This window comes from Candidatus Poribacteria bacterium (genome assembly GCA_026706025.1).
Lineage (GTDB): Bacteria > Poribacteria > WGA-4E > WGA-4E > WGA-3G > WGA-3G.
Map to the genome: position 1 here is coordinate 1 of JAPOZO010000070.1, position 14677 is coordinate 14677.

The window sequence follows — 14677 nt, forward strand, 5'->3', positions numbered from 1 at the left end:
GAACATATTACCCCTTCTATGAGGTTATGTCAAACATTATTGCGTAAGTCCTATAAAAAACAGGTTAAGGAAAGAAAACGCGCTCCGTTGCCACCAGTGTGCAATTTTTTGCTCACGTTGCCGGTTTATCTCTGAAGATTCAACAGAGACAGGGCACCAGTTCTCAATACCCTTTTCAAATTCTTCTCTCGTAATCTCCACGAACCAATTGTTATACTTGTTTTCACAAAACTCCCAATTCCGGGGATCCGTGCCGACAGCGAGCACCCCATATCGCGTATTAGTTGTACTCATATAACTTTTTAATTGCGCGCGCGCCCGAGAGCGTAGTACTGGCAGGGGCCACTTTTTACACTCCGCAATCGCGACAAAGTATCCCTTTTCATCCTTAATCGACTGGTGCAAGACAATGTCCGCGATGCCACCCTTCGTGCCAAAATAAACTTCACACTGCTGCGATACAGAAAACTGGGGAAATCGGTCAGTGAAATAAGTCTTGACTTCCTGCTCGACAAGTGCTTCACTCATAGAGATTCGGACTCCCGCAATGCTTTCCAGACGGCTTTGATGATGATCATTGAGGCATCGTCGGGATGGTCGACACCGAGAGATTTCACGAGTGCGTTATCGTGCCAAAGGTTGTACTTGTTTCGGATACCCTTGCCCCAACCGGGATGAAGGGCAATGAGATCGTCCTTAGCGGTATTCCTGAAAGTTGCTTTAAGGGACTCACTCATATCTTCAATAAAATCCGCTACGATCTCTTGAAGGGTTATTGGGGTGGTTGTGTTCATAAGATTCTCCTAATGGACTTACTCCAGCAACGCTTGATACCGTCGGGCCCCCGCGTCGCTGCCCTTAATAATCTTGTAAGACATATCACTTGCATTTGCTCTTTGTTCCGCCGCTGATGCCTTTGCCTTGACTATGTCGTCATCAATCTTATTATCACCTTTCACTTCTACAATCACCCACGAGTCGTCGTCCTTTTGCATCAGGAAGTCGGGGTAATATCGTCTGACAGCATAGGAATCCGGATCGATATATTGGATATAGAAGTCGGATTGCCCGTGTGTCAGCATGCCGGTGAAATAGACTTCCTTCACTTTTCCTTCGGTCAATAGAGACCAGAATAATTGGTGTTCCGGCTTGGAGTCGAAGGCATAGGTGTCGAGATGGAAGCTTTTGTGTTTGTAATTTGGCACTTCGGGCGCGTCGTCTTTGACTACCAAATCTGGATTTGCTCGGACTGTGTAGTATCCTTCTTCTGGTTCTTTGACGAGTTCGATTTCTTCGGGTTCGTGGGTTTCATCTTCCTTCAGCTCATATAGCGCGTGGAAAAGGCGGGGAATAATCTCGTCATAGAGGAGTTGGTTGAACTTGTTGACATTCCGTAGAATCTCCGCCATCCCTTCTTGTGTGTTCGTCAGGATATTCTCTATTTCTAAGGGTGAATGATTCAGGTAGCGGGCGATCTCTGCACACAGCGTCAACTGACTGAATTCGCGTTTTTCCCTGTATGCGGTTACATCTTCTGTTAAAACCGCCTGTGCCGCGGAGAGACCTTCGCGTCGCTCGTATTCGATACGATATTTCTCTGTGTCTGCCTGATCGAGTTCTAAACAGAGCCCGTCTTGCGGGGGCTTCTCTACCAGTTGATACATTCTTCGGATACGTTGGAGTTTCACTTTTACCGGCGGCGTATTGACCCGCACTTTGTAATCGCGTTTCTCTACACCGGTATTGCGGACCTCCTCAAGACTGACACGGAAATTCTGCTGCAATTCATCATCCAGAATTTGTGTATTTTCGTCTGAGAGGTAGATGTGTCCTATCTGCTGTCCCTCGCCAATCTGACGTAAACATCGCATACTCGCTTGTAAGACAAAGATTTTCGATCTCGGCTTGCGATAAAGCCCGACACCGAACAGCGAGCGACAGTTCCATCCCTCTTTCCCTTTATTCACCAACAGGATAAACTGTTTCTCGGATCTGGCGGTATCCAAGTTGATGAATTCACGCAGTTCATCGTTAGAAGTCAACCTGGGATCACCGACATTGACGAGGATGCGAGAGGTTGGGACACCGAGATCGTCCAATACGGATTCGACGGCAGGGCGGAGCTCGTTCTGCAATTCGCTGATGGTGGCGGCAAAGAGGGCGAGTTTCGGTAGCATGCCTTCGTGACGCTGCTCGCCATGGTTCTCCCAGAAATGCTTAACAACGAGTTTGACAAACTCCGCGCTTCGCGGGTTGGTGTAACTATGGAGCATCACTCTCTTGAGAAACGCTTTATCGATCGCTTCTTTCAATTCATAGCCGTAGACGACTTCAGGAAGCACCTGCTGCCCGACGTAAGGGGTCCCTGTAAAGTTGTAACAGGCACAGACACGGGTTCCGGCGCGTTTCAAACTCGCTGCCAATTCATCAATCGTAAGCCGGAGACTGGTCCTTGATGTTTGAACCCCCATATCTCTTGCCAGTTTACTGCCGAAGGCGTGGTGTGCTTCATCAACGAAAATACCGAGTTGCTCAAGTCGCGTCAACTTTTGGAAACGCTGGTTGGTCGTCAACTCGTTCTCATCCTCAGGTGTGTCAAAGTCATAGAGGTCGGCGGCTTCATCGTAGACGCTTCCCGGTTCATAGGTCGGTTGTCCGCTCTGAAACAGACGCTCACTCGCACTTCTCTCGGTATGCTGCTTTTTGAGGATAATCTTCTGGGTGTTGGAGATGATGACGTTAAACAGCGAACGATCCATCGTTGAAAGTGCAGTTCCGGCTTCATCAAGGAAGTGGAACCGGATATGACTTGATAAGAAACTGACGTACTCAGACGGCACGACACGCCCCATATCAAAGGTCTGAATCTCTTTGAGTGACTGTAGAACCGTTTTATCCGGAGCGAATACCAATGCATTATGGCAATACTTTTCATCTTTCGGAAACTTGTTGGCGAGCAGGAATTCATAGAAAATACAGGTCGCCATGAGAATCGTTTTACCGGTTCCCATCGGGAGCGCGAAGATGTAGTTTGGGTAACTGCGCACTCCGGATTGGCGGATATAATTGAATACTTGCCGATACTGCCCCTCATCCAGGTCACCAAACAACCCAAGTTGCTCGACACCAAGATTCGACCGGGCTTCAAACCCGTTTTGCTGTTCGTGCCAGTCGGTGAATATCTCGTGAACGTACCGATTGTCCAGATATTCCTTGAGGAAAACATACATCTCTAACGCCTCAAACTGCGGCTGCCGCAAAAACGCCCCCGACGCTGGATCGTTGAAATCCAGGAATTTCTTGGACAGGTCCCGGAAATGGTTGCGAATCCGACCGCGATTTTCAGCATAAAAGATCCGTAGATACGTGAAGAAAGCGAAATCAAGGTTAATCCGGTTTCGTGTTGCTCGTGCCATCTTTGTTCCTCCTATTCCACTATCATTTCTAAAGATTCCGATAACAGATCTGTGATTTTCACTCGGATCGTGCCGGCATCCGTTGGTATCGGATAAGTGCCTTCAACGAATGTATCGCCATCCGACAGATCAACCACCGACGGGTTCATTACAGCACCGTCGTAGTTGAAGTCAATCTTTACAGATTCAACCAGTTTACGCCAATCCTCAACATTCTCTTTCATCAAACTCAACTTCTGGAGCAGGTTCATCGGATAAAAACGCTCTATGACCAGTTCCCCACTGCTGCGGACGATCTCTGCTGCGGACTCGCGTCTGAACTCTAAATTGGATTTGTCGCGCAGGATGTCTGTCACTTCTATGTCAAGATCAAACGCGACTTCGTTTTGCAGAGCAGCGGCAAGGTCAGGTTCATGTCCCATACAGACCAGCAGCAACTTTTCAACTGGACGTGTGGGGTGTTCCTCTTGCCGACGCTGAAATGCCTTATTGTCAAAACCAAAGATGAGGTCATTGAGGTCCGCACGGGTCGCGATACGATCTATTGGCATAATCTTGACCATGCGACCATCTTTTTCACCATCGTAAATGCCACCGGTGAGGAGTGGTTGAATCTCTAACGCCTCTATGAGCAGTGCTTTTGCCTCAACGGGATTTCGGAACACATCATAGTCGTTGACGTTATAGACTTCAAAACCAATGTAAAAGGGTTGGGGCCATTCTGGGTCTAACTCCCCCTGATCCGTGTTTTCCCGAATCTCTGCCGCCAGACCCAGGAGACGCTTTGTGGTGGTTTCCACCGCTCCGAGGTTGATGTCCGCTCCAATGAAGCGGCGACCCAACTTCATCGCAACCGCTTGCGTAGTACCACTTCCCATGAAGCAGTCGAAGACAATATCGCCGGGATTGGATGAGGCTTTGATGATGCGTTCGAGCAAGGCTTCGGGTTTTTGGGTAGGGTAGTTGATTCTCTCCTTGGCCGTTGGAATTTGCTGAAACGACATAATATCACTCCAGACATCACCTACAGACTTTCCTTTTTGAATCACTTCATCTAAATATCTCCTTCTACCCCTGCCATCAAAGTACCGTCTCCCATCCTCATCAATTTTGTTAAATCGAGACAGATATTTCTCATCGTGTTTCGTATATTGTTTATTAAAGATAAAATTGGTCGAGTTTTTGGAATAATAGAAGAGAGATTCATGCCCACGAATCCAATTCTGAGCAACGCTTTTATAGCCGCTAAGAACGGTTATGTCCCAAATAATTTCCCGCTGAAAATTTGCTTTTCCAAATACTTCATCCAAAATTAATCGTATATAGCTATTCATCCGCCAGTCACAGTGCACGTAGATAGACCCATCATCCGCCAACAACTCCTTCATCAAAATCAGCCGCTCATACATGAATTGCAGGTACTCGTCATTCGTCCAGATGTCCGTGTACTGCTTTTCCTCGAAGGCGGTGTGGTCGTTTTCTACTTTTTTGCCCCTCAATTCTATCTTCTTCTTGTAGTCTGCTTTGGAGTCAAAAGGCGGGTCAATGTAAATCAGGTTAATTTTGCCACGATACGTCTTGAGCAGATGGCCCATCACCTGTAGGTTATCGCCCCAATAGATCTTGTTTCGCCAGTCGTCCATTTCCTCGTCGTATGTTTCTTTCAACTGCGCAGGGTAATATTGTGTGGACTGGAAAGGTCGTTTGCCCTTCCAATTGAGCATCGGATAACCCTGAATAGGCTCAAATTCATAGGTCCCATCGGTCTGTGTTGCCAAAAGATACCTCCTTCTGTTTAACAGACCGATTGCCTATCTTCATCTGAGGGGTTATTCCACTGTCACCTCCAAAGATTCCGACAACAGATCTGTGATTTTCACCCGAATTGTGCCTACATCTGCGGGGATCGGGTACGTCCCCTTGACGAATTCATCATCCTCCGGTAGATCGACCTCTGACGGATTCAACACTTTACCGTCGTAGTTAAAGTCGACTTTCACGGACTCGACTAACTCTCGCCAATCTTCAACGTTCTCCTGCATCAGGCTCAACTTCTGGAGCAGGTTCATCGGGTAGAACTGCTCTATGATTAACTGACCATCGCGACGGACGATCTTCGCTTCGGACTCGCGCTTGAACTCTAAATTGGACTTGTCGCGCAGAATGTCCATCACTTCTATGTCAAGTTTATAAGATACTTCGTTTTGCAGGGCAGCAGCGAGATCGGGTTCATGCCCCATACAGACCAGCAGCAACTTTTCAACTGGACGTGTGGGATGTTGCTCCTGCTGTCTCTGAAATACCCTATAGTCAAATCCAGTAATCAGTTCGTTGAGATCTGCACGGGTGGCGATGCGATCGACCGGCATGATCTTGACCATGCGACCATCTTTTTCACCGTCATAAGTGCTACCAGAAGGAAACTTCTGAATCTCCAGAGCTTCAATGAGAAGATCCTTCGCCTCAACCGGGTTACGAAATACATCATAGTGATTGACGTTATAGACCTCAAAACCTGTGTAGACAAGAGGCTGCCCCCCCCCCACTTTCCAAACGATAAGTATTATCTTCCTGGATATCCGTGGCGAGACGTGCAAGGCGTTTTGTGGTGGTTTCCACTGCTCCGAGGTTGATATCTGCTCCGATGAAACGGCGACCGAGTTTCATCGCAACCGCTTGTGTGGTGCCGCTACCCATAAAGCAATCGAAGACGAGATCCCCAGGATTCGATGAGGCTTTGATGATACGATCAAGTAGGGCTTCGGGTTTCTGGGTGGGGAATTTTTGCCGCTCTTTGGCTTTTCTGCTGATAATTCCAATTTCAAATAAGTCTGAGGGCAGTTGACCTTTTGGGTGTGCGTACCATTTTTTCCCTGAGGAATCCAATGTGTAATAACCATCTTCATCCTTTTTATAACCGTTTAATTGCTGTTCTGTGTAGGGTTCCCGCATTTCATCTAAATTAAAAATCCAATTTTCAGCACTTTTGGCGTACCAAAAAATCGTATCATGCTTTTGAGAGAACTTCTTTTTCACTGTACTTGCCCACTTATATTTCCAAATAATTTCATTGACGAAATTACCTTTACCAAACACTTCATCCAAAATCAAACGGAGATGATGGTTTTTGTGGCAGTCGCAGTGGAGATAAAGGCTTGCCTTTTCACTCAAAAGCTCACGCAGCATAATGAGCCGCTCATACATGAACTGAAGATACTCATCATTGGTCCAGATGTCCGTATACTGCTTTTCCTCAAAAGCTGTCCGGTCGTTCTCCACCTTTTTCCCCCTCAGTGCTATCTGCTTCTTGTAGTCGGCTTTGGAGTCGAACGGGGGATCGATGTAAATCAAGTCAATCTTGCCACGATAAGTCTTGAGCAGATGGCTCATCACCTGTAAGTTATCGCCCCAATAGATTTTGTTTGTCCAGCCATCTACTTCCTCTCCGTATGTCTCTTTTAGTTGAGCAGGAAAATATTGTGTGGACCGGAACGAACGTTTGCCCTTCCAGTTTAGCATCGGATAGCCCTGAATAGGATCGAATTCATAGGTTTCAACGGATTCTACAGGTTCAGAAACATTGAGTTTGGTTTGTTCTGCCAAAAGAGACCTCCTTTTGTTAAGTCGTTGCGTTTAGCTACATCGCATCACAGTATGCTTGCATATCGCAATTCCGACACAGCCGCTCTGGACGGGCAGCGATCTCGAAGTCTTTGTTCTCAATACGCGCCACAATGCCGTCAAATGTCGCCATCGTTTGCCCAATAGAACGCGCATCCTTGTCGAAACTGACATACGGATTGCCGTCATCTTCACCTGTATAGTAGAGGTGCATTTTGCTAATTGTCTGCCCCGTGCGTCCTTCAATGATGTGCGCATATACCTCCAGTTGACGACGGTAACGCTCTATTTTCTCCCACTCGCTCACGAGGTCTGGTTTCTTTTCGGACTTGAAGTCAACAATCTCTACTGTGTCGTCTTCACCTCGAACCAGATCCACATGTCCCTTGAGAAGATACGCTTCCTTGACGAGCGACACCGCAACTTCTGTCTCGCGAAGCCGATCCCAGGTCCTTCGCTCGCGGTGCGCATAATTTAGGACATGATCCAATGCTGCTTTTTGTCCGCCAGGACTCAGGTAGAGGCGTTCCTGACGCGAGAGATGCGTATAGTTGGCGTTGAACCAGTCCTCAATTTGTGCCTCTGTGACGATCTGCTCCTCGTCCCGTAAGACAGCTTTATGGATGTCCTCAATTGTCTGATGCACCAACGTCCCAAAGAGAATCGGATTCCGACGGATCGGAGCAAAGCCGAGATCTCGGTAGAACTTATACTGCCTCGCACAATCTTCAAAAACAGTGATGTGCGACGTGAACGAATACTCGTTCTTCAACGTCACGTCTTTGATCGTTTCAAGGGTGAGACGTTCAGGTTGAAACGCCCTATCCCGCCAAGAACGCACCGGGTCATAGGTAGGCTTGAAATACTTTGACGGAACCTTCCGCCCTTTTGTCTGCTCTTGACACGTGAGAAGCAAGAGATTCTGTGCCCTGGAAAATGCAGTATAATAGAGTCGCCAGAAATCGTAGAACTTGGTTTGATCCAACGGCTCAAACGTCTCTTTGCTGTAGTAATTGTGCTGTAGCAACTCGTCCAGTTCCGTGTACTGTTTGCGAGGCACGGAGTACATTGAATCCACAATCACGACAGGGAATTCCAAACCTTTCGACTGGTGGATCGTCATAAACGATACACAGCCGCTCGGCGCGTATTCGGACGCATCCTCGTATTCGTCGATCCCGCCATCCTTGAGGAAACGGAGAAACTGATTGAACAATCGCCGGAGATGTCCATCGAGATTGTTGGGTGTGAGGACGGAAATATGATGGAGATACTCAAACTTATTCAGTAACTGCGAGAAGATCGCTAAGTTTCGGGCAGGACGCCCATCAATCACATTCCCTTGTGTTGCCGTTCCCAGATATTGACTGAACAACGGGAACTGCAACAACTCATAGAACAGTCCTGAGAAGCTGTAGTCTGTTCCCTTTGTCAGCGCGCGATGCTCCTTTGCCCGATACCGGCACCACATCAACATCGCCTCGTTCTCCGGCTTACGGAGTTCGGTCGTGAATGCTCGAAAACACCTCTCATCGTAATAGTCCCAAATTTCAAACTTAGCATTGCTCCTCCATTTCCGAACTTCTGGAAACTGGGGAAAGAGGAAAATCAGCGCGCCGATCATCAAACGGATTTCCTCGCGATCGAAGAATTGATTGGAGCGGGGCGAGTAGACAGGGATACCGTCTGCCTCCAACGCTTTCGCCAGGGCAACGGCCTTCTCATTTCGTACCGACCAGAACAAAAACGCGACCTGATTCCAATCTGTCAGTGCCCCGTTATCCTTGAGACGCTTAAGGAAGGCGAGGACCTCCTCGTGCCAATTCTCTGATTCGGGATCCCCTGAAACTTTCAGCACGGCGGGCATCTCTACAAAATCCTTTCCAGCATCAGGAACGATAGATTTTGTATGCCGGAAGGTCTTGCCATCTGCTGTCCAACCGGGAAAATCGGGGGTATTAGCGGCATCCATCCACTCGTTATAGAATTCGATGATGTTGGGGTGTGAGCGGTAATTCGTGGTGAGTTTGACTTGTTGACAAACAGCCCCTGAAAAATCGTTCTGTGGAAACTCAAGGATATTCCGTATCGTGGCACCTCGGAACCGATAAAGCCCCTGATCGTCATCACCAACGACACAGAGATTGAAGTCGGGGTCGGCAAGTTTGAACAGGATACGCTCTTGGATGGTATTGGTGTCCTGATACTCATCGACCATTAAATATTGGATTTTATCGCGAATTTCGTTAAGTATCTCTGGGTGTCCCTCAAGCAGACGCAATGCTTCAAGCTGGATGGTAGAGAAATCAAGATAGTTCTCTTCTTCCAGATGTTTCTGATACTGTTGATAACAGTGACCTAACGCCTGAACTTCAGGCTCGGGGGCGTTCAGTAAATCTTCTGGATCCAGTGCTTCCTCGCTCACCTTATTCACCCACGTCATGAGTTTCTCTGCTGCCCACCACCCTCTGGTATTTTCCAAAATGTATTCGCTCCCCTCAATATTCTGATATTCAGAGAGCTTCTGATAGAGAAAATACTGTTGATCGAACTGATCCAACAATGTGAAACTTCGCTTCAAACGGGTAAATTCACGATTCTCCTCAAGGAAGCGGAGACAGATTGAATGGAACGTGCCGATATACATCTCGTTAAGATTGACTGAAATGTCATCGGCAGTCAGTCTTGACGAGACCCGGGTGATGAGCTCGGCGGCGGCTTTCTCTGTGAAGGTGGAGACGAATAGCTGCTCGGGTTGGATATTCTTCTCGGAGATTAGATGGTAGATCCGTTCTACGAGGGTGTAGGTCTTGCCGGAGCCGGGACCCGCGATGATAAGTAGGGGGCCTTCTGTTATCTGGATAGCCTCTTGTTGTTGCGGGTTGGGACCTGATGTGGGTGTTTGGTCTGCTGATGCTTCGGAAACCTCCTTCATAGCAGCCCCTTGTTGTTGAGGAGTAGGTTCTGATATTGCGGGTACTTCCGAAGTCTCTTGTTTTTGAAGGGTGGGTTCTGCGGAGTCCAAAACGGTGCATGCTTCACCTCTCGCAGCAGGATCAGCATCTTCTTGGCGCGCTTGTCGGCGTGCTTTGAGCCAATCCCGCACCTTTTGAGTGATGGTGCGTGTCTCACCGCTCGCAGCAGGATCAGCAGCGGCTTCTCGGCGTGCGCGTCGTTTTTCAGCAGGGCGTTGACGACGGAGCACTTCTCTGTCTGCCGGTGCTTCTTGTTCTTGCGGTGTTTCTTCCGTTTCGGCTCGTTCAAGGGATGTAGGTGTTTGTTTTACTGCTGACGCTCCGGATGCCTCCTTAATAGGAGCCCATGGCAGTACCACTCGGGTCGCGTCACCTTGCGAACAGCGCGGTCCCACAAGCGGTTCTAATTCCTTGCAGAGATAAGACCATATCCCTTGTAAATAATCTAAAGAAGCCGGTTTAACTTCTGCCCACGTGACGTATAAAGGGTGATCAGCGTACTTTTCAAATTCAGGACCCTTACGCATCATCCCTAAATGATCGTTGCGGCCTTTTATACCAACCCTGACGGTTTGCGGCACGTGAGACTCATCAAAATACCATAAGATGTAAATACCATCGCACCGCATACTCGGTAGAGTTCGAGGCAACTCATCCAGTAAATACCAATTGCCATCAGAGTTTCGTATCCAATTGACCTTCACTACATCTTGACTCAAAATGGAATATCCTCCGAAAAATTCTCAGCAGATGAAGCAGTGTCCCACCCTAAAGTATCATGCACGCGAAGAACCCAGTACAACTTCTCAAGGTTTTCACGCAACCAGCGAAACTCAGCGTTCCAGTTTTCCGACTGACTTAAATCTATGTGAAATTTTTCCATACTCATTCTATGGGTTCCTCCTATTGTTTTAAATTCAATACCTGTAAGAGAAAAAGCATTTTCAATTTCAGTTTTATGTGCCTTCATCTCTTTATAGTGTGATTCGACATACCCTGAAACCGATCTTACCACGAGTCCTGCAGCAATGATGCCATCAGAAAGGTTTTTCTGAAAATTAAGCCCTGCTGAGAGAAAGATATCGTGCCCGCTATCCGTTTTGTATCCGCAGTTATAACCAATATATTGCCCTCCATACTTCTCCTTACTAAAATCGTCAAGTTGAAGTATACAACTCTCATGCTTAACGTATTCAATGAAGGCGTTCCTAATTGTCGGGAAATCCAATATTTCATTAGGTGTGGGTTCTGACTTTTTTTTAAAGAAATCAAACTTCAAATTTTACCTCCGAATTCACTTGCATAACTCCGACAATTTCTCGGCAATCTTCGCGTCAATCTGCTTCCATTTCCATGGAATCACTTCACAGGCTCCACGAACTTCGCCGTATGTTCGTCCCTGTGGGCGAACTTGAAACATCGGCTTCTTTAGCTGATGAGCCTCTCCCAGCTCTTTTTCAACACCTGGGGCGTTATGTGTATCCTGTCCCAACATTACAATAACGATATCTGACTTTTTAATCTGCACCCGTGCCTTATTCAACCACTGCGCATCCGGATAATACGGCTCATTCAGGGATTCATCAATAATCTCATATTTTGAGTGGCACTTTGCCTGTGAGTAGAAGTTGTGATGCTTTTTATCATCTTTACCAAACTCAAAACTCAAAAATACACGAACCCTTTCCTTCATATCAGACCTCATCAAAACTTTCGGTTCTCGGATTCAAACAAATCTGTAATCCATACTTTCAATTGCGACATCCTTTTCCCTCTATTCATCTCTACTGGAATCACATTTTCAAAATGCTTTTCCAAATCAAACCCCTCAAGCACCGCCTGATAATCCTTCCATAAACCGTTGAAAAGTTGGTCGTAGTCCTTCCCCTCCAAAAACATCTTAAGTTTTTCCTGCACACTCGGTCCCAACTCTCTGGCACGTTTCTCGTCTATCTTTTGATCGTAGTCCGTAATCCGTTCCCCCGATGTGAGTAACCCATACTTCGCTGAAACGATGAGAATATCAAGGCTTTTCGGAAAGCGATCCTCTCTCATAACTTTATGGAGTGTCGGATAGAGGGGACCCTTATATCTCATAACCGCGGGAAGTAATCCTGGCGTTTTATCTTTCGAACCAGAGCAACTGATAATCAGTAAAGACCTTTTCATAAATATCTCCCTCGCTGGTGTCTTCATTTTTTCAAGTGCCCCCACGTTATAGGTAAACGCCTTGCGGACGCAGTGCCTGGATTCGGTGATTGCTGAACGGGTGCTGCGAGTACCAGCGCGTCTATCTGGTTCTGTGCGGCGGCTTGATCCAGCCGAAAGAAATTCTCATAGGCGAATCTGTATTTGAAGTATTTCATGCCGTGTCCCTGCCAAACGATTTCGAGGTTGACGAAGATGTTCCTGTTCGCCTTTGTGTCTCAAATGAAGATGTAGGAGAGCGGACGGCAAAACGGACCTCTGGCAATGCCATCTAATGTTGTCTCCGACTTTTCAAACGTTATGAAGACGTACTTGCCGAGAATCAGGTTACGCAGATAATCACGCGCCGCAATCGCACGATGCTTTTCCGCCCGGGAACTTGCGTTTATTTCGGGTGTGTCCACACCCACCAACCGCAGACTCGGTGTTGTACCGATAGGGGTTTCAATGGTAATCGTATCACCGTCATACACTCTGATGACCTTATAGTAGCCTGTGCGTCCAGACGCAAAATCAATCGATGGCACAACGGCCTCGTTGTTTTGGACAGGTTCTTGGGCAGCATTCTTGTGGCAATGGCGACCGCCATTTTGACGATCGTTGTGTCAGCCGTCTGCCGCAACTCTGCCGCCGTGTGTGTATCCGACAAGCGTGTATCCAAACCCCAAAAGTATGATGAGTAGTTGTATAGCGTGTTTTTTCATAAGCTTCATTGATGAATTCTTCCTTCCGCTTCAATCAGCGTGTGAGACTTGCCTATGGAGACTGAAGCCGTGTGCGTCAGTTATGCCTTAGGATTCGGGTTCTTCACGGACCTCAACGAAAATCGCGCTCATCTGTCTCCTCGAAAAACAATTCTTCACTTTCAGCTGCCATTTGAGCAGCAATCCGATCCTTTAAGATGCGTGGGTCGAAATTCTTACGGACTTCTTCATCAATTCGGTTAAGTAAAAACGGGATTTCGTGACCTGGTTTTTTCATTTGACAATCTGCTGCCATGATCCGCAACATATCGTCTAAATGCTTTCTGTGGACTTCAAAACCGAATGCCTTCTTACGCGGCTTAAAAACACCTCTGAGTATATCACGAGCGATTTTAAATCTGCGCGCGGGACTGTCTTGATTTAAGTGGTCTTGTAAAGTCTCAACCACGTAAATTTCACCAGGGTTGAGAGCACGGGCAAATTTAGTAAATACAGGATTCCCTATATTTTTGATGACACCGATCGCTTGATATTTTTCACTCTTAAACAACTCAGTATACCTCTCTCTTCCGTCTTGTGTTGCTATAAGCGACTCGTCAACCAAAGGACCGTCCAAAAATAAATACGGCTCCTTAACCTCAAGACAGTGTGAAACCTCATAATATCGTAAGTATGCTGTCGGATATATGCCGAAAAGACCTCGCTTCTCACGTTCAATGAAATCACTCACATCCGTCGCGTCAGAAAGAAAAACCTTGCTTGACCAATAGTGTAGAGAGTCTTGCATCGGTCGACAATGTGAGAGACTCCCAATGCCAACACAGATCGCTTGTCCTGTTGAATACTTCTGCATTGGCAGTGCGAAAGTTCCGTCTATCGCAGCGACTTCGCCCTTCTCTAATTCTGTCGCAGTATCGAATTTACCAAAATCAACCTTACGCAAGGAACCTGCTTCCATCGTTTCACGTGCCTCTTGTATCATTGTCTGAACTTGGGAACTACTGAGCATCTCTACAATATCATCCGCAATTCCACCAAAATCAACAGCAAATTCATCTGTCAAGACCCGTTTGGAGCCACTGAGAAGCTCGTGAAACATTTCAACCTGCCGCCCACGTCTTGAGGGCTTGAAGTACTGCAAAATTTGACGGACCATTTGGAACTGTTCACCTCTCATTCGCTGGTATTCTGCTCTGTGTTATCGCTACGCATCAGTTCAAATGGAGATGGTGCCATCTGCGCAGCAACAACAAAACGTGATTCAAACATCTTAACAAGAGCATGACCCGTACCCAGTTCTAAGGCTCGCACCGAAAAATCTCTTCCCATTGTTTGTGTCGCGGAATCCGCTTCATTTCTGCTGTTCTGACGCATCACAATGTTCGTATTAAGATTATTCATCACAAGTTGCGGAATTTGCGAAGCGTTTTGAAGGCTAAGAATTATTGAATGATCAAAAGTTCGTCCCTCGCGCATAATACGGTTGAACAAACTGGCGAGCGTATCACTGTGACGTGATTCATTATCAAAGATGCGATGTGCTTCATCTACCATTTGAACGATACCGACTTCTTCTCTTTTATCGCGTTTCTCTTTGCAAACATGTAAAACATACGACAAGAGCAAAGCATAAGATGAATCATCCATCTGTGAATAATCGATAACCAAAATACGGGCTTTACTTTCAAAATTAAAAGATTGGCTCATGTAAAAAGTAAGTGCTATTTTTTTGAAGTTCTGTTAGCATGTGACG

At 46.9% G+C, this 14677-nt stretch carries 12 protein-coding genes and 1 pseudogene; all 13 read right to left on the reverse strand.

Going from position 1 to position 14677, the window contains the following annotated elements:
- Nucleotides 1–36: 36 nt before the first annotated feature.
- The 13 genes and pseudogenes from OXH00_17805 to OXH00_17865 all read right to left on the reverse strand — a co-directional run bounded on the left by OXH00_17805 (nt 37) and on the right by OXH00_17865 (nt 14631).
- Complete coding sequence (locus OXH00_17805) at nt 37–528, reverse strand: type I restriction enzyme HsdR N-terminal domain-containing protein (protein MCY3742873.1); 492 nt, start codon at nt 526–528, stop codon at nt 37–39.
- Nucleotides 525–794, reverse strand: a complete 270-nt coding sequence (locus OXH00_17810) for a hypothetical protein (protein MCY3742874.1) — start codon at nt 792–794, stop codon at nt 525–527. Before OXH00_17810 ends, OXH00_17805 begins: the two co-directional genes overlap by 4 nt.
- Before the next feature lie 18 nt (nt 795–812).
- A complete protein-coding gene (locus OXH00_17815; GenBank protein MCY3742875.1) occupies nt 813–3416 on the reverse strand; it encodes a DEAD/DEAH box helicase family protein in 2604 nt (867 codons plus the stop codon).
- Nucleotides 3417–3427: 11 nt separating this feature from the next.
- The gene (locus OXH00_17820; GenBank protein MCY3742876.1) at nt 3428–5140 is read right to left on the reverse strand and encodes a site-specific DNA-methyltransferase; all 1713 of its coding nucleotides are present in this window, start codon (nt 5138–5140) and stop codon (nt 3428–3430) included.
- Between the two features lie 105 nt (nt 5141–5245).
- Nucleotides 5246–6935: pseudogene (locus tag OXH00_17825) on the reverse strand (site-specific DNA-methyltransferase).
- 118 nt (nt 6936–7053) lie between these two features.
- Nucleotides 7054–9972, reverse strand: a complete 2919-nt coding sequence (locus OXH00_17830; GenBank protein MCY3742877.1) for an ATP-dependent DNA helicase — start codon at nt 9970–9972, stop codon at nt 7054–7056.
- 755 nt (nt 9973–10727) lie between these two features.
- Complete coding sequence (locus OXH00_17835; protein ID MCY3742878.1) at nt 10728–11291, reverse strand: hypothetical protein; 564 nt, start codon at nt 11289–11291, stop codon at nt 10728–10730.
- A 15-nt stretch (nt 11292–11306) separates the two neighbouring features.
- Entirely contained in the window at nt 11307–11705 is a 399-nt protein-coding gene (locus OXH00_17840; GenBank protein ID MCY3742879.1) for a TIR domain-containing protein, read from the reverse strand.
- An 11-nt stretch (nt 11706–11716) separates the two neighbouring features.
- The gene (locus OXH00_17845) at nt 11717–12109 is read right to left on the reverse strand and encodes a hypothetical protein (GenBank protein MCY3742880.1); all 393 of its coding nucleotides are present in this window, start codon (nt 12107–12109) and stop codon (nt 11717–11719) included.
- A gap of 95 nt (nt 12110–12204) precedes the next feature.
- Nucleotides 12205–12378 (reverse strand): hypothetical protein, encoded by a 174-nt coding sequence (locus OXH00_17850; protein MCY3742881.1) that lies wholly within the window; start codon nt 12376–12378, stop codon nt 12205–12207.
- Between the two features lie 60 nt (nt 12379–12438).
- Complete coding sequence (locus OXH00_17855) at nt 12439–12747, reverse strand: hypothetical protein (GenBank protein MCY3742882.1); 309 nt, start codon at nt 12745–12747, stop codon at nt 12439–12441.
- 289 nt (nt 12748–13036) lie between these two features.
- Nucleotides 13037–14101, reverse strand: a complete 1065-nt coding sequence (locus tag OXH00_17860) for a hypothetical protein (GenBank protein ID MCY3742883.1) — start codon at nt 14099–14101, stop codon at nt 13037–13039.
- Complete coding sequence (locus OXH00_17865) at nt 14098–14631, reverse strand: hypothetical protein (protein MCY3742884.1); 534 nt, start codon at nt 14629–14631, stop codon at nt 14098–14100. The genes OXH00_17860 and OXH00_17865 overlap by 4 nt, the downstream gene beginning before the upstream one ends.
- Nucleotides 14632–14677 lie beyond the last annotated feature (46 nt).